Genomic DNA, 19,957 nt, shown 5'->3' on the forward strand with positions numbered 1-19,957 from the left:
AAGCGCTATGTGATCTTTGTTTATTATAATATTCTTCCCATACTTTAAGTTTATCTGGGAGATCACTAGCATTAGGATTAATACTTGTATAAAACTCATCTAAATCTGTACGTTGTGATCTCTCTACCTTCCCATTTAAGTGTGGAGAGAAAGCTTTTATAGGTCGAAATTTAATCTTTTTTTCTTTTAGGTAATCCTGGACTAAATAAGCAAAAAACTCTTGCCCACGATCTGTTTGAATACGTTGTATTGGAAATGGCATGTGCTTTATTACACACTCTAAAAAGTTAACAGTATTTAAGGACGTACGCCTTTTATATATTCCTAATATTTTATATCTTGTACAATCATCAATCGCTGTATACTGGTAAACCCCTTGAGCTATTTTACAAACATCCATCTGCACCCGTTCTCCGGGTATTTTACAATTATATCGCTTAACTTGTTTACGATAATGACGTTTTAGTTGTAGGTAACCTACTTCATGCTTCTTTAAGACTTTGTGTATAGTAGCTACAGATAATGATATTTCATGCAATCGTTTTAACTCACTTTGTATCCTTCTTACTCCTAACTTCCTTTCTTTCCTTAAAGTAAGAATAATTTCTTCGTTTATCTCATCCCTCTTTTGTAATGGCGAATTTTTAGGCCTAGTACTTATATTTTTCAACCCTTCCATCCCTCTTTCTTTATAGCGTTTACTCCATTTTCTTAGCGTAAACCTTGAAATCCCAAAGTGCTGGCATACTTCCTTCGCATCCCCTAGTTCTTCATATAGTTTGATCCATTTAAGACGGTTTTTTACTTTGGTATCCATTTTCCAATTTGAATAGTTATTACCACATACAGATATCCTAACAACCTAAAGTAACACTGTAAAAAGGTTTATTTCTTACCTTTATATACTCATCTATTTACTAAAAGTCACAACTTCTGCTGACATCTGAGTGGTAATGTTCTATATGAATCACACAGGGTTTAAAGTTGGAGGATCAATTGACAGCAGTATAAGTTCATGTAGCGGAGCGGGCGATATTAACGATGACGGATTTGATGATATAATTTTTGGCGCTCCCAGCACTAACTCGAATATCGGAACAGGTTATGTAGTATATGGAAGTAAAACTCCTTCCTCCTTTGCTATTGATTTGCCTGCTCTTAACGGAACTTTAGGTTTTAAATGTCTTGGAAAACAATCATTTGCTTCCGCGGGTAATTCGGTTAGTAAAGCAGGAGATATAAACGGAGACGGAATTAAAGATTTTATGATAGGTACTGATCATGGTTCCACAAACGTAGCTTATGTGGTGTTCGGATCGAACATAGAAATCTCAAGTCCGAGCCCGACTCCTTCAAGAACTCCAACTCCTAGTGTTTCGACAAGCCCGAGCCCGACTTCCTCAGTAAGCCCAGATCCAAGCGTTACATCAAGCCCGAGTTCACTTCCGGACAAAAGTGTAATACCGATCAACACTCCTTCCCCGGTTGCTACACCTTCCGGTACTGTTTCACCAAGCTCTTCTCCCGCGAGCCATTCCGAAGCTAATTCGCTTATCCCTAATCCGATTATATTAACACCTTATAAGGCGGCTATGGATATAGCAACTAGTGCATATTTATTTAGTAGCATGGTTATAGAAGACTATTTATTTGTTAGTGAAGAATCATGTTACATGTAATGCATATGGTGTAAAGAGCATCACACAGAAAACAGTTAAGGGTTTGCGAAGAAAATTCGACAAAGGAAGGATATAAAGCCTGATGTATAGAATAAAAGGTGTTTTATAGCCGGGTAAGTATTATAAAATGCTTTTTATAAGGTTTAGTAAATAATAAAAGCAACTTTCCTGCTTGTATGATATAATTCATTTAAAACAATCTGAGTGTTAGTTATGTTTATGGAAGATATAAAGGTTTTTATCCCGGCTAATGATAACAATAATACTGAGCTGATTGATAATTCTTCAAATGAGTTAAACAGTCATGATGATTTTATTGAAAGCTTGTTTAATTATATTATTAACTCCAATTCGGATAGTAGTTTAAAGCATGATAATTAACTTTATTAGCAGTGATTCAAGTGTTTCTAATACTAAAGCTTCTAAGTAAGTATTAATAAGCTTTTTTCCGGATTAGCCCCGGCTCATTATTAATAGGATTATTAACCTTACGATCTACTTCCCAATATTCTACTTGGGCATCTTGAATGGTATGCAAATCATCATTTAAACTTTCTGGAGTAGCATCAGGATTTAACCAGTTTTTAATTTCCTGATCAGGTATAATGACGGGCATTCTGCTATGGATAAACTTTAACGTGAGGTTAGCATCTTTAGTAATAATAGCACAGGTTATTAGGGTATTACCTTCCTGATCTTGCCACTTATCCCAAATACCTGCAAAAGAAAAGATATCATTCTTTCCACCCTTAGGTTTAATAAAGTAAGGCTGGCGGGTTTCATCCTGCCATTCATAGAATCCGCTAGCAGGTATAATGCAGCGTTTTGATTTAAAGCTTATTTTAAAGGCAGGCTTATCATTAATAGTTTCAGCTCTGGCATTTATAAGCTTACTTCCTATTTTGGGGTTATTACTCCAAAACGGAACTAGCCCCCATGACATTGGCTGTATTTCTAATTGATCGGCTTCCTGAGATCTTAGAATAGTAATAATATTAGTATGAGGGGAGACATTATAATTAGGTTTAATAGTAACCTGATTACTAGTTTTATACTTATCCTGTAAATCTTCTGCTGAAAAAGCCTGAACAAATCTTCCGCACATTTGCTACCTCTATTTTATAAATGGTTATTACATTATTTTGTATTGAAAACTTATAACTTAGCCTAGTAAATAAATAGTATTAATTTAAAAAGAAAATAGATAATAATTAAGGATAGTTGTTATCTATATATGTAATATTGGACACAAGTAATAAACCAACACGGGAATTAGAATACTGCTCAGGACTGGTAGAGCGCATAACCTTTCATAGTGAAGAGAGTGGATTTGCGGTACTGAGAGTAAAAGTAGCAAAGAGAAAGGATCTTGTTACTGTTACAGGGAGTCTGCCGAGTATCTGTGTTGGAGAGTATATACATGCTAAGGGATATTGGATCAATGATAGTAAGCATGGCTTGCAGTTTAAAGCTGAGTTCATCAAAGCTCTTCCGCCTAATACATTAGAAGGGATAGAAAAGTATTTAGGTTCAGGATTAATTAAGGGTATAGGTCCTCACTTTGCGAAAAGATTAGTTGGTACATTTGGTGAGAAGGTATTTGAGGTAATAGAGAGCTCACCTTCTTTGCTTAGTAGAGTAGAAGGAATAGGAAAGATAAGAGCGAAAAAGATTATATCCAACTGGGCTGAGCAGAAGGTTGTAAGAGAAATAATGGTATTTTTGCAATCACACGGGGTTAGTACCTCAAGATCTACCCGTATATATAAGACTTATGGTGAAGATGCAATTGAGGTAGTGAGTGAAAATCCTTATAGGTTAGCTAGAGATATATCGGGAATAGGATTTATAACTGCAGACAGAATTGCAAAGAACTTAGGAATAACAGAGCATTCTATGATCAGAGCAAGAGCTGGTTTAAACTATATACTGACTGAGGCTTTATCAGAAGGGCATTGCGGGTTGCCTCGGAGTCTACTACTCAAAAGAGCCGAGGAGTTACTTATTATACCGCAAGATATACTAATGGAAGGATTAAGCCTGGAACTGGCAGAGGAATATATAATAGAAGATACTATTGCAGAAGAGGTAGTTATATTTTTAGGAGCTTATGCGCAGTATGAAAAGAACATAGCATTTAAGCTTAAAGCATTGGCTCATGATTTACCCATATGGAATGACATAGAAGATGATAAAGCAATAGAGTGGGTAGAGTCAAAGTTAAGTATTGAATTAGCAGAGAATCAAAAAGAAGCAATTAGGAAAGTAATAAGTTCAAAGGTAACTGTTATTACAGGAGGACCGGGTACGGGTAAGACAACCTTACTTAACTCAATAATAAAGATACTTAAGGCTAGAAAATATAGAATACTACTTTGTGCTCCAACCGGAAGAGCTGCAAAGAGATTATCTGAAACTACGGGGCTTGAGGCTTTCACAGTACATAGGCTACTTAAGTTTGACCCAAAAGTTGGCGGGTTCAAATATAACCAAGATAATTTACTAAAGTGCGACGCATTAGTCATAGATGAAAGCTCAATGGTAGATATACCGCTTATGAACCATATTTTAAAAGCATTGCCGCAAGAAGCAGGGTTAATGATTGTAGGGGACGTAGACCAACTGCCATCGGTTGGACCAGGGCAAGTATTAAAGAGTATAATAGATTCTCAAGTATTTAATGTAGTAAGACTCACCCAAATATTTAGACAAGCACAAGATAGTGATATTATAACTAATGCCCATAAGATAAACCAAGGTATGATGCCTAATCTTAAAACCTCAAAAGAAAGCACTGATTTTTACTTTATTGAGACCCAAGCTCCTGAAGAAATAGTTAGTAAAATAATACAGTTGGTAAAAGAAAGAATACCTAAGAAATTTAACTTTAATCCGATAGAAGACATACAAGTACTTTGTCCGATGCAGAGGGGAGGATGTGGAGCAGTATCACTTAATATATCTTTGCAACAAGCATTAAATAACAGTATAGAAAAGAGTATACAAAAGTACGGTCATAGATATGCAGTAGGGGATAAGGTTATGCAGATAGAGAATAATTATGACAAGGAAGTATATAATGGAGATATAGGAAAGGTTAAGGAAATAGACTTTGAAGAACAGGAGCTGGTTATTACTTATGATGAGAAAGATATAAGGTATGATTTTAATGAACTAGATGAAATAGTACTTGCCTATGCAGTTACCATACATAAATCCCAAGGGTCTGAGTACCCTGTAGTAATTATCCCGCTTACCATGCAACATTATGCCATGTTACAAAAGAACCTGCTTTATACGGGTATTACCAGAGGCAAGAAGTTAGTTATCGTAATAGGACAAAAGAAAGCAGTTGCGATAGCAGTAAGATCAAAAGTTAATGTACATCGATATACCAAGCTTAAAGAGCTATTAGAGAACCTATGAAACTTAGTGAAAGTTGTATTAAAAGATAGTGTTTAAAGGGTCATATAAGCATTTTTTTCGAATAGCCCTTGATAATCTATATATAGTACTATATAATGGTACTGTATAGTGGAAGATAAAGTGAATAGTAAGCAAAAAAAGACATTAGAAGCGATATTCTCAAAACCAACCAGGTCAAATATTGTTTGGGTGGAAATAGAAAAACTAATGTTGAGTTTAGGAGCGGAAATAAGAGAAGGAAAAGGTTCGGCTGGGGTATTTATTTATAAAGGTACAATATTTCCGTTCCATAGGCCTCATCCTCAGAAAGAAGCAAAGAAGTATCAAGTTGATGACTTAAGAAAATTTTTAACTATACTAGGGGTAAAATTATGAAAAAGAGTAAAAATATATTGGAATATAGGGATTATATTGCAGAGTTATCATTAGACCTGGAAGATAATATTATTGTTGGGAAAGTAATTAATACTACTGATATAATTTCTTTCCATGGCAAAACTCTTGATGAAGCTAAACAAGCTTTCCGAGATGTATTGGATACTTATATTGAGGTTGCTGAAAAAGAAGGTATTGAATTAGCCAGGCCATATTCAGGCAAGTTTAATTTAAGGATAACTCCTACACTACACAGGAAGCTAACAGTATTAGCAAAAAAACAAAATAAAAGCCTAAACGAGTGTACTGAAGAATTAATTGCTTCTGGTCTCAAAACGTATTTGAATAGTCATAATGAGTATATTTAACAATAAAAATAGGATGAACTGACTATTATTGCTTTATGGTTTGGGTTTTGAAGAATTATCAATAGGAAAAACCGGCGGTTCAAGAAGAAAATTTTATCATAAGGAAAATAATAGAATTATAAATTTACATAAACCCCACCCTCAACCCATATTAAAGAAGTATGCATTAGAGCAAGTAATTGAAATACTAACCCGGAAGGGCTGGATATGAGAAAAACAGATTTGATGGAATATAAGAACTACTATGGCTCAGTACATTTTAATACCGAAGAAAAAATCTTTTACGGAAAAATAGAGTTTATTAGGGACCTTGTGAACTATGAAGCATATAATGCAGAAGAACTTATTAATGCATTTTATGAAGCTGTGGATAGTTACATGGAAGACCGTAAGATACTAAACAAGAAACCTGATGTGCCTTTTAAAGGTAGCTTTAATTTTAGGGTTACAAGATAAAATGAATAGTAAAAAAAGACTCTGGAACCAACATTCTCAATGCTACTGATCAAGTATTTGTTGCATAGAAAATTAAATGTATTAGCAAATAAGCAAATAAAAGTCTAAATGAGTGCACGGAAGAATTAATTAACACTGGTCTTAAAGCATATTTTTATAATCATAAAAAATATATTTAAAAATAAAAATAAGGATTATTACTCACTTAACTTTAATCCTACAATTGAAACAAGCAATAGTAAGAGAAATATTCCTCTTGCAATACTTAGTGGTTCATTAAAGAATAAAATACTTAAGATGATTGTGCCTGCAGCTCCTATTCCTGTCCAAACTGCATAGACTGTCCCCATAGGTATAGTCTTCATAGCATTAGTCATTAAAAAGAAACTAATTGCAGCGAACAGGATAAATAGGATAGTAGGAATCGGTCGTGTAAATTGATTAGAAAATTTCAAACATATAGCAAAAGCAATTTCTGCTATACCGGCCAATATTAAAAACATCCAAGGCATGAAACTATTCCTTTAAATAATCATATAATCTGTTAATTTGCAAAAGTACCATTTACTTAAGTACTTTACCTTAATTCCTATCATCATATACAACTTTAATCCATTGTTTAATTTATTACCAAAAGTAAAATGTTTTTAATATTTGATTTTTACAATACTTATCCTCTAACCAGTATCCAAGTAAAGAACATAGATAATTTATAATTTTATACCTTCAAACCTAATATTTTACATAACTAAAGTGCCGGCATTTAAAACTATTTTCTATTACTTATAATAAAATAATGTAATAAGTTAGATATTGATAAAGGATAACTCCGTATTTGCAATTTGGCATGCGAAACTTGAATGGCGCAACTACTTATAATATTAATAATAAGATGAAAGATTATGTAATATATACTGGTTTCTACTACACAATTGAATGGTATCTAGATGGAAAAGGGAAAAGCCAAGCTCTAAGCTATTTTTTAGAGTTAGCATGTAAAGAGCAAGTACAATTTCTAACTCTAGCTAAATTTATAGGAGATTTCGGCAAAATATTTAATGATGCTAAGTTTAACTATGAAGGCAATAAAATATATGCTTTTAACCTCCCTTCTAATAGATTTTTATGTTTCTTTTATAGAGGAGAAAAAATAATTATAACAAATGCTTTTTACAATAAGGGGCAAAAATTACCTATAAAGGAAAAAGAGCTAGCATTAGAATGTATGAAAAGTTATATAGAAAGTACAGGGAAGATAGAGATTCTTAATGAGCAGTACATATTTAAGGTTAATGAAAGATAAAGAATTTTCTATCCTTTTTAATGAGGAATATAATGCTCTTTTACTATCTGAGATAGTTTATGTATTAAGGGAGCAAGATCATAAATCTGTTAAGAATCCAGCTAAAAATTATGATTTAGCAGTTAGTCTTATACAAAGCTTAAGAAGTGGCAAACAGAAAGATGTAAAGCTTAGTAATTTTATAAGTTTAAGTGAAAGTTTAGGATATGAAATTATTTTAAAAAATAAAAATAATAATGAAATAACTTTACATAAACTAAATGAATCATGAGCAAATTATAATAAGGAAAGTGGTTTTATAAGGCGATGTATATTACGATATTAAATAAATTAAGAGTTAGTTATGAGATATTTTGAATTGTAGCTTTTTTGCCAAGGATATTGGGGAATACATAGAAAGTCAGATAAAAACCATTGCATATAAAATATAATTATCTCAATATCTTATGTCCACAACCACTCGCTTATAGGGGGTTTGTAACAAAAATAATTATTAATTAGAGAGAGAACATGAACAAGGAAGAATTAATAAATGCATTATCTGTAAAAACTGATACCACAAAAGTTGATAGCAAGAAGCATTTAGATGCATTGCTTGAAGTAATACAAGAGGTATTAGTAAAAGGTGATAGTTTACAACTGGTAGGGTTTGGTACATATTCAGTATCTGAAATTAAAGCCAGAGAAGGTATTAATCCGCAAACGAGAGAAAAGATAAAAATCCCTGCCAGTAAAAGAGTTAAATTTGCGGTAGGTAAGCAGCTTAAAGAAGCAGTAAACAAGAAAAATTCAAAGAAGTAACTATAAACTTTAGGCATCAGTTAAATTTTACTTAAAGTAATTTAACTAATGTCTTTAATATAATTAAATTATTTTTAAAAAATAGGTTAAATTCGAGGGTATAGAAATATTATTCTTTAAACCCTCTATATTAAAATGCTTAATACTCAAGCTGCTGTTTTTCTTTATAATTCAAATAACACATTAGTATAAAGTAACGATTGATAGCCAGATATTAATAAAATTACTTTTGACAAAGGCAACTTATTAGAATTGAGTTTAGTAAGCACAGAAGAACTCAAATATAAGAAGAGGAAAAAATGATTAAAATGGTTTGGCAGGAAATGAGGATGGTTATGAGCAAAGAGTTTATAAAGCTTTCCATTTTATTATTAGCTTGGATAATCACCTATTTATCACTTTATATTTCTATAAGATATTTAAGTATATAGTATTAAAATTGTTAATATATTTTGTAAATATATTAACAAAGTTTGCCTAATTTATTTAGGCACAAAGATTAAAAAGAAAACCATAATCATTTTTGAAGAAGTATAGCAAATTAAGTTGCTAATATTGTACTGATAAATAGATATAAGTCTTGATTTTTATATGTACGGCTTTTCTTACTACACTATACTTTAATTTTTTACTATCATAAACAAAAGGCCATGAAAAGATCAATAGAAGAATATAGTAAACTTCCCGATATAGAAAAGAGAATACTGCAACTAAAGAGTTTAAGTCGTAAAAGTATATCTAAAACAGATTTTTTAAAATTGATAAATACTAAGGATGTAGAATTATTCTTAGGCAAGAAGGTAACCAATTACAGTATAAACCCGATACTGGATAGTTTAGTTGGAAAGAAGTTACTTACAAAAAATTTAATGTGCAATTCTGAAATTCTAGAGCATGTAACACTTGAAGCTACAACCGGAGAATGGAGAGAGAAGAATAAGAAATGCTTTATTAGAGAAGGGCTTGCTGATGTTGATAAATTAAGGATTGGGGTTTATTTCAATGATATAGAGTTATTTAGAGAGGCAATAACCGGGTTTGCCTTAAACAATAATATAGAAAATATAATAAAAGAGCTCAAAGAAAGTTTTGAGAGCATTCCGATGATTGGTGACTGGTGGTCTAAGCTTTTGCCGTATCTCAAGGGGTATATAATAGCATCTAAAATGTACTGTATATTGAATAAAATAACATTAGCTAAGCAAGATATAACCATTATCGGGGATATATCCGAGGAAGATTTTATTGCTTACGATATTAAATTTGAATATATCAAAGAGTTATTTTTTAAATTCTTCTTACTTAGGGGGGAGTTAAATAAGTTAGAAGCAATAGCTCGAAGTATGGTAGATAATCCCGGCAAATGTTATGCAATATTAGGTATTATTGCTTTTTTACAAGATAAGCAGGAGCAGGCATTAGAAAACTTTAATATATCAATTAAGCTAATTATAAAAGAAAATTCAAGGCGGAATATTAGCTTATCAGGAATATACGGAATATTTCACATACTTGCATTGTTAAAAATAAACGATGTAAATAGCTTAAGTAATGCAAAGCAAATATTACAATACTATAATACAACTAAAGCAAGATATTTGAAAGAAATAAGACAAGATTGGTATAATAAGCTATCGGAAACGGGAAAATATTTTACTATAGAAGGTGAACTATCATATTTACTACTTGGAGCTTTAATAAGATTTATAAATTTAGAGATAAGTAAAGTAGAGGTGGAAATAGGTTACTTACTAAAAGTAAATAAAGGTAATATATATAACGAATTAATAGCAGTATTAGTGGCATATTGGACGAGTTATAATATAGAGGAGCTAAAAGAAAATTGTAGGAAGCAATATACACTATACAAAGAAATATTGCCCGGCTATGCCGGCATTATATTAAGTATAAGTAGGCAACCGGAAAGTCTGCATTATAAGGAAGTTGAGGGAGACGATAATCCATATAAAGTTGATTTTACAAAGATAGTGAAGATAAAGTCTGAGTGGGAGAGAGCCATTGACGGCTTAGAAAATTATTTTGAAAAAGAAGGTGGCAAGAAAATTCAAGAAAAGAGATTGGCATGGTTAATAAATATAGAACAATATCATAGTAAAATAGAACCTGTGGAGCAAAGAAGGCAGGACAACGGTAGCTGGAGTAAAGGTAAAGCTATCGCATTAAAAAGGTTATATCAAGGAGAGGTGGAATATTTAACTGAAGAAGATAAAAAGGCAATAAAAGCAATAAAGCCGAATTACTACGGAAGTTATAGCTATTATATAGAAGAGAGGGAGGCATTAATTGCATTAGCGGGGCATCCTTTGATATTTGACGGTATAACAGGAGTTCATGTAGAGTTAAGCAAAAGTATTCCCGAACTCATAGTAAAAGAAATAGGAGGCAATTACCAAATAAAGTTATCTGAACATAGCGGGATAGGTAAATTAAGGAAAGAATCGGAAGATAAGTATAAAGTATCAGATATGCCGCAATCTGCTTTAGATATAGAAAAAATTATAGGGCAGGAATTGAACATACCCAAAGCTGCAAAAGACCGGGTATTAACTTTAATACAAAAAGCTGCATCTAAGATAAATGTAAGGACTGAGTTAGATGTCTTAGGGTTTGATACCGCACCGGCTAGTTCTAATATTATAGTACAGTTGGTACCTATAGATGATTGGACTAAAATTAATATAGTAGTTAAGCCGTTTGGGGAGGGATATAATAAGCCCGGTAAAGGGAATAAGAGTATTATTATAGGGAATAAACAAATAGTAAGGGATTTTGCACAAGAAAAAAGAAATGTTGATGAGCTGCTAAATAATTGTCCTACTTTATCTAAGCAAGCTCATAATAACTATGAATGGAAAATAAATGACCCGGAGATAACGCTGGAAATATTATATGAGCTTGGGAATTATAAGAGATTGAGTAATATTGTAATAAAATGGCCACAAGGGAAACCATTCGATATAGGTAAGCAAATATCATTTGAGGATTTAAAGCTTGAAGTAAAAGGTAATAACCAATGGTTTGACGTTACCGGAGAGATAGAAATTGAGGAAGGGCAAGTAATAGAAATGCAAAGCTTGCTACAAATGCTTAATAAAGCCAAAGGACGTTTTATTGAGATAAGTGATAAAAAGTTTATAGCATTAACTGAAGTATTTTTAAAAAGAATACAAGAATTAAATGCCGGATCTAAGATTAACTCAGAAGGGCAAAGGGTACATAGACTTGCTTCTCCGCTGTTAGATGAATTTGCAGATAAAGCAAAAAGTTTTAAGGGAGACGAATTTTGGAAAAAACATATAGAAAGGATAGCAAGTAGTAAGAGGTATGATCCAAAAGTACCTACTACATTGGAAGCAAAATTAAGACCATATCAAGTTGAAGGTTTTAATTGGTTATCAAGATTAAGTTATCTGGGATTAGGCGGATGTCTTGCAGATGATATGGGGTTGGGAAAGACTGTACAAACGATTGCAGTATTACTGGAGCAAGCGGAATTTGGGGCATGTTTAGTAATAGCTCCTACATCAGTTTGTTATATGTGGAAGGAAGAATGTAAGAAATTTGCACCTAAGCTGAATTGTTCGAATATTAGGGGTGATAGAGAGGAGCAAATAAATGCTTTGGGTAAAATGGATGTGCTAATTTGCAGCTATGGAATACTTTATCAGGTAGGGGAATTACTGATAAGAAAGGAATGGCAAACTGTAGTGTTGGATGAAGCACAGGCAATTAAGAATTTTAATACGCAAAGGTTTAAGATAGTTACTGAGTTGAAAGCTGTGAATAGAATCGCATTAACAGGTACACCTGTAGAAAACCATACTGAGGAATTATGGAACTTATTTGAATTTTTAAACCCCGGAATGTTAGGGGCAAGACAATCATTCCAGGTAAAATACTGTAAGGCCATAGAACAGGAAAAAAGCACTACGGTTAGAGATACATTAAAGAAAATAATTCAGCCATTTGTATTGAGAAGAGTAAAAGAGAAAGTATTAGAGGAATTACCGCCTAAAACTGAACAAACCATAGTCATAGAACCTAACATTGAAGAGAGAGGGCTTTATGAGGCATTGAGGAGAGAGGCAATAGAGAAGATAAAGAACCTTGAGCATATGAGTGCGGTGAAGAAGAGGTTCGGAATACTGGCAGAGATTACCAGACTTAGGAGAGCATGTTGCGCCAGCTCATTGGTGAATGATAAAATAGTGCTTAAGAATAGTAAATTAGAGATGCTTGATAGGATAATAGAGGAATTAAGAGAAAACAAGCATAGAGCACTGATATTTAGTCAATATGTGGACTATCTGAAAATAGTAAAGAATAGGTTGGAGCAAAATAAAATCAGTTATCAATACTTAGACGGCAGTGTTGTAAAGCATCTCAGACAAAAAAGAGTTGAAGCATTCCAATCAGGAGAAGGAGAGGTCTTTTTAATTAGCTTAAAGGCGGGGGGCATCGGATTAAACTTAACAGCGGCAAATTATGTGATACACCTTGATCCTTGGTGGAACCCTGCCGTTGAAGATCAAGCATCTGATAGAGCACATAGAATGGGGCAAAAGAATAGTGTGACAGTATACAGGTTGGTGATGAAAGATACGATAGAAGAAAAAATAATTAAGATGCATGAAAATAAAAGGGAGTTGGCATTAAGTTTGTTAAGTGGTTCAGATAGAAGTGCAAGTTTAAATGAAGATGAGTTGTTACAATGGATCACACGGTAAGTTGATAGTGTAAGGTTATAACTATAGTTGGAAGATTGCCGTCAAACTAAATATTAACTGGTATATATTATATTATTTAAGCAATAATTCTGCTTTAAAGATTTCTTATGTAAAGTAGTTTTTATTATTTAGTTTATGTAGAAATAGCTTTGCTGTATTGTTGGCATTTCTGGATAGTACCTTACTATGTAATGTAATTTTAAGTAATATATTTCTTATTTAATGAAGTATTTTAATTTCTAACTTTAATAAATTTGTTTTAAGGTATACTTTGCTAGTATTATTATTAATTCAGTTGCAAGCAGGTTAAATTAGTTCATGAGTAAAGTTGTATTTAAGAAAGACATAGCCATATGGCTGAAAGAATTTAATAAAGAAATGCAATTAAGTAAAATAGAAAAGGTTGTTGATATGTTTTTTCAGGAGGTGGCGACAGCATTAGTATGTGGGGACAGAGTCGAACTACGAGGACTTGGCTCTATGATAGTAAAAAAAAGAACTGCAAGGCTTGCAAAGAACCCAAGAACCGATCAAAAGATTGAAGTTGGTAATAAAGGCTCATTATGCTTTAGGACAAGCAAAGAGCTTATTAAAAAGTTTAATAAAACTTATAATTAATAAATAGCACCTACAAAGTAAAGAACTAAGTAACATAGAAGAAGTAGTCAGGAGATAAGGGAATATAACTACCCACATGAAGTATAAAGTGTAGTCAAGTAGAAGAAAAAACATTTTATAAATATATTAACTAATAAGGAATCATTAAATGAATAAAACAATATTTGTACCCCAAGGATATTGTGCAAAGATTACTCCTAACTGTGAAATTGACTATGATATAGGAGGACTGTATACGGATAACTTCACAACATCTAATATTGTTGCTTTAATAGGTAGAGCTGAAATTGCACTTATATATATTGATTATCCTACCTTAGCCTTTGATAAAAATAGATTAAAGGCTATTATTAAAGGAATAAAAGGTCTTGAAGAAGTTGTAATCATCTCTAATGAAAATAAAACAGTAATTAAAAAGCAGCTGGTTGAGTTTATTGGGTCTTTCGTTAAAAGAGCCAAGATATTAGTTAAAGAAGTAGAAAAAGAATATATAGGTGTTTATCTTTCATTTGAAAAACAAAATAATAACCTACATCCTAACATTAAGAAAATCTCCACTGAAGATAAAGTATCCTTAGATCTTATACATCACCCGCAAGAGCATAGATTATTGGCAGTGCAAAAAATCGGGCAAGTAATCGGTATATACGGCAAAGCTATAAATAGAAACTTTCCTCAACGAAACCTCTTTATTTTTAAAACATACGGCTGGGAACCGATAAGTAAAGAAGGGTTGGAGATTGATATTTCAAATGAACATACTGCTAATGAAATGAATGAGTTTAAGAAAGGAGCTTCATATTTTGAGATTATAAATAGTCTAATTAGGGTTATTGAGAATACTCCTGTAGGCTCAACAATATTAGAAGGTAGCCGTGGAGGTATTGCGGACGGAATAGCAAGATATATGGAGGATTATTTAAACAATTTTAAGTATGCCTCTATATTCAAAAGGAATATTGAGTATTTTATAAATAACTATAACCATAGAAATAATTTACCTTTAAAATCGGATAAAGAGTTTATAAATAGTGTAAAGCAACTAGTAAGCCAAGAGGAAGATATTTTTGAAGAAATTAAGCTAATATATGACAAATATATGCTTACAGCGTCAACCAGTAGATTTAAAGATAATTTCTCAAAAGTATACGAGGTTTTTGCCGATCATTATGAAGAAAGAAAAAAAGTAGATATAATAAGAAAGCAATGCCTTGAGAGGCAGAGAGAATCAATTAGGCTAAGTGAAGAAATTATAAAAATTATAGAGAGTCCTGAAGCTAAGAGTTTAATAGACCTTAATCTTACTTGGGAAGCGATAAAAGTATGTACTTATAGTCATTTACTTTCAAGTTCTATACTTGCTAATCAATATTACAACTGTAGTATATTATATGACCGTATAGGTATGCATGATATTGCGGAGATTTATTATAATATAAGCATAGAAATTAGAGAGAAATATAGTAAATCAAACTTAACTGCAGATATTTATAAAAATAAAGAGTATACCCAAAGAGTATAATAAATATTAACAATAAATCATTTGTACATATAGAAATATTAAAATTTAATAAACACAAGATTAATTAATATATGTGTATTTTTCAAGTAACTTACACTTTTTGTATTTAGGAAATAATGAAGTTCCCCCTTCTGAGTAGGCAAGAGTATAACTATGAGTAAAATTTTATCATTAAAATTATCATTATAGATGTTGTAGAAAAATATTTTGAAGAACAAAGATTTAAGTAGATTATTTGACATAGAGTTTAAAAATGCGTCAAAATACTAGTTCTAATATTAATAACATATCCATACAAACCAATAATATAGATGACTATGTAAAGCAGATAAGCACCTTAGAAAATATTAAGTTAAACATATTAAAAGAAATAAAGCGAGAAGGAAATTTTGCACAACATAAAAAAGAACTTGAGGAAATAGAGGCAAAAATAAAAATAGTTTATAAATTAATTAAAGGTAAAAAAAAAGAAGATTATAAGAGAGAAAGCAACAATGCCAATATGGTACCAGAAAAAAAGGAAATAGGGGTACTAATAGAGAATATAAAAACAGAGGAAGTAGAAGAAGATAAATTTGTAGATAATATAATTTATTTAAATAAGAATGAGATAAGATACAAGGTAAATAGTATAATTAAAGAAGCTGGGAAGGCATATGAAGCAGGAGATATGGAGACCAGTTTAGAAGAAATTAAAAAAGGATTACAGCTATGTAATAATATTATAAATATAGGTAAGTATTATGAACTGGAGTATGAGCTGTTTTTAAAGTTAGGGGATATATATTTTAAAGGTGGAGATAGGCTAGATTATCCTAAGGCAGTAGGAATATATCAGTACATATTTAATATAATAGATAGGCTACCTGATGGAATGGATAAAGAAGAACTAAGGAAGGTAGTAGAGAACAAAATAGGATTGGTAGAAGAAGAGTTTATAAAGCAATATAATAATGATAAACGACTACCTGAAGGATATAGCGGTAAATCAAGTTTGGAGAAAATAGAAGAATATAAAGAGGGATTAGAGAAACATCGGGAATGGATAAAAGAAGAACTAAAGAAAATAGAAGATTTAGGGATAAAGGAAGGAGAAGAAGAACTGGATGAAGAAGGATTAGAAAAGAGAGCAAAGGAAGTACAGAGAATATACGGAGGAATAAGAGAATACTTCATAGGTGGTCATGGGTTAATCAAGAGGTTATTAACTGACTGTATAGAAGATTTAGGAGGGTTGCCTAAGGTAAAAGTACGAGATACCGGGGAAAGAAGAGAAGTAGAGTATGCGATATTTGGTATGGGATCTATGGCACTTGGTACCATGACACCGTGGTCTGACATAGAATGGGGAATCCTGATAGAAGAAGGACTAAAAAAAGAAGATGAGCAAGGTGCTAAAGAGTTTTTTAGGAATCTAGCTATATTGATGCATATTAAAGTTATTAACTTTGCTGAGTCACCCCTCAGGATGCTAGGGGTTAAAGAGCTAAATAATTTTAAATTATCACTTGAGTTAAGGGAAGAAGATTGGTTTTTTGATAATCTGGTCAACTCTGGATTTAGTTTCGACGGACCACACTGGTTTGCTTGTAAAACACCATTGGGCCGGAATGGATATAAAGATCATGAAGATTATGAATTAATTGGTACAGTATCAGATTATAAAAAATTTTTTGAAGATAATCTATGGTGTGAGCACGATAAACATTTAATACAAACATTAATTCATATTATAACTATTATTGATAATAATAAATTGGTAATTCAGTACAGAAAAAAATTGGAAGAAAACTATTCTGATGTAATTAGAAAATTATCATTTGAAGTACTAATCGAAGATAATATTAAGTTTGACCCGTATACAGAAATTTTAGATTTTCAAAAAGAAGGATATTTATTAAATATAAAAAAAGAAATTTATAGGTTTCCTGATCGTACCATAGTAGCTTTAGGTGACATTTTTTATGGCAAAGGGATTAGCAGTTGGGAAATAATTGAGAACCTATATTATAGCTCTAAGATTACCTTAAAGAATATGCACAAATTAAAATTAGCCTTAAGTATAGCAGCTGAACTAAGGCTTAGAACTTATTCCAATAATCAAGGCGCTATAGAAGACTTCTCTGCATTAATCTATTATGAAACAAAGTTTAATGAATTAGAAATTAACTACTTAACTAAGCACGTATTTTACTGTCAAGATTTACGAATATTGTTCATTTATTATTTTATAATACTGGCCTTAAATGGTTTTATTAGAAAAATGGATTCTTCAACCCAAAAAATAGATAAAGATTTAAAAAGCTATCCTACTTTAGTAAAAAGCTGGGTATACACAAGATTCCAAAAATATTATAATGCTATTAAGGAACTAGAATCTCTAAATGATGGTGAAAAACAAGAGCTATTTATAGTAAAAGAGCTTGCATCTTTATATTGTAGAGTCGGAAAATATGAGAAGGCATTTACTTTAAATAAGGCAATTAAAAACTATACGCAAAAAGGTAGTGAAGATTTTATTACATCATTATGTTTCATAGGAGAGGTCTATATACAAACAGCCCAATATAGTAGAGCACTTAAATATTACTCTCAGGCTTTAAACTACCAAATAAATCTTCATGGTAGTATACACGCAAAAGTTGCAACTATAATAAATGATATAGCAAATATTTATGCAAAAAAAGAAGATCCCAAAAAAGCAATTATGTACCATAAAATCGCTTTTAAAGTTTTAGGGTGTCTTTCCTATAAAAGACCTGAACATATTGCAAGAGAGTTTGTTAATCTTGGAGCTATATATCTTGCTTCAGGCAAATATAATAGAGCGCTGGAGTACTTAAATAAGAGCTTGGTAGTTAATCAATCAATTTATAAAGGCATTAATTCTACTCTAGCTTTAATACTAAATAATATTGGAAATGTTCATGAAGCACAGAATGACTATAAAGTAGCACTAAGATATCATAAAGAAAGTTATAAAATTAGGAAGCAAATATATAGGGAAGACCATTCAGATAAATTAATGTCACTTATTAATTTAGCAGACACCTATAGAAATTTAGAAGCTTATAGCAAAGCTTTAAAATACTATAATAAAAGTTTATTTATCGCTTATAAAATTTATAATGCCATCCATCCTAATATAGCTTTAATACATAATAATATAGCTATACTTTATGAAATTAATAAGCAATATGAAGAAGCATTTTTTCATAGAATAATAGATTCGACCATATCATTAAATCACCCGGAAACTAATAGTAACAATATATGTATATCTTTAAGCAACCTAGGTAAATTATATAGGCACCTTAGAAAATTTGAAAATGCTTTTAATTTTACTCACTTTGCCTGGCAAATTTGTAAAGACATTAAATTTATAAACTCTAAAGTTTATGAAGCTATACGTGAGCAATATCATATATCAAATAATTTATTACGATTAAGAACAGCAACTATTATTAATGATACCGATTGTACTGCTTATGTTGAGCATGCGCATTGTTTGTTAAAACACTTTAACTCTACCGAAATCTTAGAGTTGGTAGAGATTTTATTAGAAAGATTCTTAAAGTTAGTTAAGGGAAAAGCATATATACATTGTAATCACTTGGAAAAAAAGATGTTAATTACTCCTTTAAATCAATTATTGAATGATTATGAAATTATTAATATCGAGTCACAAATTTTAGCTTATTACTTATTAATAAAAGTTTACAATAAAAATGAAGAAGTAGAAAAAGCAGAAAAAGCTTTAAAGGAATTTGCTATGAAAGTCATGAAGATCAAACAACAAGATGCTGAAGTACCATTAATACTATTAATAGATAGTTATAAAGAGCTAGGATTTAAATATCAAAGTAGAATATATCAAGGAATATTTGATAAAATAGTTAGTAGCAACAAAAAATTAGCGGAGGAATCCTCCTCTACAAGGTTAATTTGATATAATATATATTGGTACTGTCGTGGGGAATATTCACTGAAATGTGTCATAATTTACTTACCTGTTAAATATTATTCTATCAGGGGAAATAAATATCTTGCTGCAAAATAATCAAAGCACAATATTGTATTGGCTGATTCTATTTAGCTGTAATATTCTGTATAAGTCTAGGCTTAATCTAACGGCTATATAAATAATAATCATAGACCTATTCGGTATATTTATTCCAAAACAATGTTTACATTGCATGTAAAATTGTATAATATGAAAATATGAAATTCAAATATGAGATTTAATATGGTTATGGAATTAAATAAGATCAATACTATTACTGCAAGTGAAGCAGCTAGGTCTTTTTCAGAAATAATAAATAAAGTATATTACCGGCATCAGGCCTATGAAATTAAAAAAGGGAAAACGATAATGGCTAGAATTACTCCTTCCGATTATGCCTCTAATCTTCAAGCTAGTGAACTTAATAACTTCTTTTCTAATGCACCACAATTAAATAAAGAAGAAGTAGAAGATTTTATCAATGATATTAATCTTGTTAGAAAAGAAATACAAGCAAGAGAAGTAAAATGGGAGTAGTGTTAGATACTTGCATTATAATTGCCTCTGAAAAACAAAAATTAAATTTTGATCAATTTAAAGATTACGGGGAAGTGTATATATCAGCTATTACTGCATCCGAACTTTTAATTGGAGTTCA

Annotated in this window: 19 protein-coding genes; 16 read left to right on the forward strand and 3 right to left on the reverse strand. The window is 31.3% G+C overall.

Annotated elements, in window-relative coordinates; all coding sequences use genetic code 11:
• Positions 1-817 (reverse strand): IS481 family transposase (locus NF27_RS01215; RefSeq protein ID WP_039454464.1); only part of this gene is annotated, 817 nt, incomplete at its 3' end.
• A 145-nt stretch (positions 818-962) separates the two neighbouring features.
• Between NF27_RS01215 and NF27_RS01220 the strand changes: the two genes are divergently transcribed.
• Positions 963-1,679 carry an integrin alpha gene (locus NF27_RS01220; RefSeq protein WP_039454963.1) on the forward strand — a complete coding sequence of 239 codons (717 nt, stop codon included), beginning with the start codon at positions 963-965 and terminating at the stop codon, positions 1,677-1,679.
• Positions 1,680-1,898: 219 nt separating this feature from the next.
• Positions 1,899-2,060: a hypothetical protein gene (locus NF27_RS12235; protein ID WP_161791757.1), complete on the forward strand. Its 162-nt coding sequence runs from the start codon at positions 1,899-1,901 to the stop codon at positions 2,058-2,060.
• Between the two features lie 52 nt (positions 2,061-2,112).
• Here NF27_RS12235 and NF27_RS01225 read toward each other — a convergent pair whose 3' ends face one another.
• Positions 2,113-2,784: an SOS response-associated peptidase gene (locus NF27_RS01225; RefSeq protein ID WP_039454966.1), complete on the reverse strand. Its 672-nt coding sequence runs from the start codon at positions 2,782-2,784 to the stop codon at positions 2,113-2,115.
• Between the two features lie 116 nt (positions 2,785-2,900).
• Here NF27_RS01225 and recD2 point away from each other — a divergent pair, with 116 nt between their 5' ends.
• The 5 genes from recD2 (at position 2,901) to NF27_RS01250 (ending at position 6,304) form a co-directional block, all read left to right on the forward strand.
• The gene (recD2, locus tag NF27_RS01230) at positions 2,901-5,105 is read left to right on the forward strand and encodes an SF1B family DNA helicase RecD2 (protein WP_239647807.1); all 2,205 of its coding nucleotides are present in this window, start codon (positions 2,901-2,903) and stop codon (positions 5,103-5,105) included.
• A 120-nt stretch (positions 5,106-5,225) separates the two neighbouring features.
• The gene (locus tag NF27_RS01235; protein WP_039454986.1) at positions 5,226-5,480 is read left to right on the forward strand and encodes a type II toxin-antitoxin system HicA family toxin; all 255 of its coding nucleotides are present in this window, start codon (positions 5,226-5,228) and stop codon (positions 5,478-5,480) included.
• A complete protein-coding gene (locus NF27_RS01240) occupies positions 5,477-5,848 on the forward strand; it encodes a type II toxin-antitoxin system HicB family antitoxin (RefSeq protein WP_053332467.1) in 372 nt (123 codons plus the stop codon). Before NF27_RS01235 ends, NF27_RS01240 begins: the two co-directional genes overlap by 4 nt.
• Before the next feature lie 28 nt (positions 5,849-5,876).
• Positions 5,877-6,059, forward strand: coding sequence for a type II toxin-antitoxin system HicA family toxin (locus NF27_RS01245; RefSeq protein ID WP_053332468.1), 183 nt, complete (start codon positions 5,877-5,879; stop codon positions 6,057-6,059).
• Positions 6,056-6,304 carry a type II toxin-antitoxin system HicB family antitoxin gene (locus tag NF27_RS01250; RefSeq protein ID WP_053332469.1) on the forward strand — a complete coding sequence of 83 codons (249 nt, stop codon included), beginning with the start codon at positions 6,056-6,058 and terminating at the stop codon, positions 6,302-6,304. The genes NF27_RS01245 and NF27_RS01250 overlap by 4 nt, the downstream gene beginning before the upstream one ends.
• Positions 6,305-6,501: 197 nt before the next feature.
• Here the strand turns inward: NF27_RS01250 and NF27_RS01255 are convergent, their stop codons facing one another.
• Positions 6,502-6,816: a DMT family transporter gene (locus NF27_RS01255; protein WP_039454973.1), complete on the reverse strand. Its 315-nt coding sequence runs from the start codon at positions 6,814-6,816 to the stop codon at positions 6,502-6,504.
• Positions 6,817-7,151: 335 nt separating this feature from the next.
• Between NF27_RS01255 and NF27_RS01260 the strand changes: the two genes are divergently transcribed.
• The 9 genes from NF27_RS01260 (at position 7,152) to NF27_RS01295 (ending at position 19,836) form a co-directional block, all read left to right on the forward strand.
• Positions 7,152-7,607 carry a type II toxin-antitoxin system RelE/ParE family toxin gene (locus tag NF27_RS01260; protein ID WP_204367849.1) on the forward strand — a complete coding sequence of 152 codons (456 nt, stop codon included), beginning with the start codon at positions 7,152-7,154 and terminating at the stop codon, positions 7,605-7,607.
• A complete protein-coding gene (locus NF27_RS01265; protein ID WP_084212742.1) occupies positions 7,597-7,878 on the forward strand; it encodes a hypothetical protein in 282 nt (93 codons plus the stop codon). The genes NF27_RS01260 and NF27_RS01265 overlap by 11 nt, the downstream gene beginning before the upstream one ends.
• 239 nt (positions 7,879-8,117) lie before the next feature.
• Positions 8,118-8,408: an HU family DNA-binding protein gene (locus tag NF27_RS01270; RefSeq protein WP_039454977.1), complete on the forward strand. Its 291-nt coding sequence runs from the start codon at positions 8,118-8,120 to the stop codon at positions 8,406-8,408.
• A gap of 299 nt (positions 8,409-8,707) precedes the next feature.
• Positions 8,708-8,839, forward strand: coding sequence for a hypothetical protein (locus NF27_RS13115; RefSeq protein WP_275574602.1), 132 nt, complete (start codon positions 8,708-8,710; stop codon positions 8,837-8,839).
• A gap of 219 nt (positions 8,840-9,058) precedes the next feature.
• A complete protein-coding gene (locus tag NF27_RS01275) occupies positions 9,059-13,156 on the forward strand; it encodes a DEAD/DEAH box helicase (RefSeq protein WP_053332470.1) in 4,098 nt (1,365 codons plus the stop codon).
• Between the two features lie 318 nt (positions 13,157-13,474).
• On the forward strand, positions 13,475-13,774 hold the full coding sequence (locus NF27_RS01280; protein ID WP_039454980.1) for an HU family DNA-binding protein: 300 nt from the start codon (positions 13,475-13,477) through the stop codon (positions 13,772-13,774).
• Between the two features lie 148 nt (positions 13,775-13,922).
• On the forward strand, positions 13,923-15,296 hold the full coding sequence (locus NF27_RS01285; RefSeq protein ID WP_039454981.1) for a hypothetical protein: 1,374 nt from the start codon (positions 13,923-13,925) through the stop codon (positions 15,294-15,296).
• Between the two features lie 253 nt (positions 15,297-15,549).
• Positions 15,550-19,245: a tetratricopeptide repeat protein gene (locus tag NF27_RS01290; RefSeq protein ID WP_039454983.1), complete on the forward strand. Its 3,696-nt coding sequence runs from the start codon at positions 15,550-15,552 to the stop codon at positions 19,243-19,245.
• Between the two features lie 285 nt (positions 19,246-19,530).
• Complete coding sequence (locus NF27_RS01295; RefSeq protein WP_053332471.1) at positions 19,531-19,836, forward strand: hypothetical protein; 306 nt, start codon at positions 19,531-19,533, stop codon at positions 19,834-19,836.
• Positions 19,837-19,957: the final 121 nt, after the last annotated feature.

Source organism: Candidatus Jidaibacter acanthamoeba (assembly GCF_000815465.1).
Classification (GTDB): Bacteria; Pseudomonadota; Alphaproteobacteria; order Rickettsiales; family Midichloriaceae; genus Jidaibacter; species Jidaibacter acanthamoebae.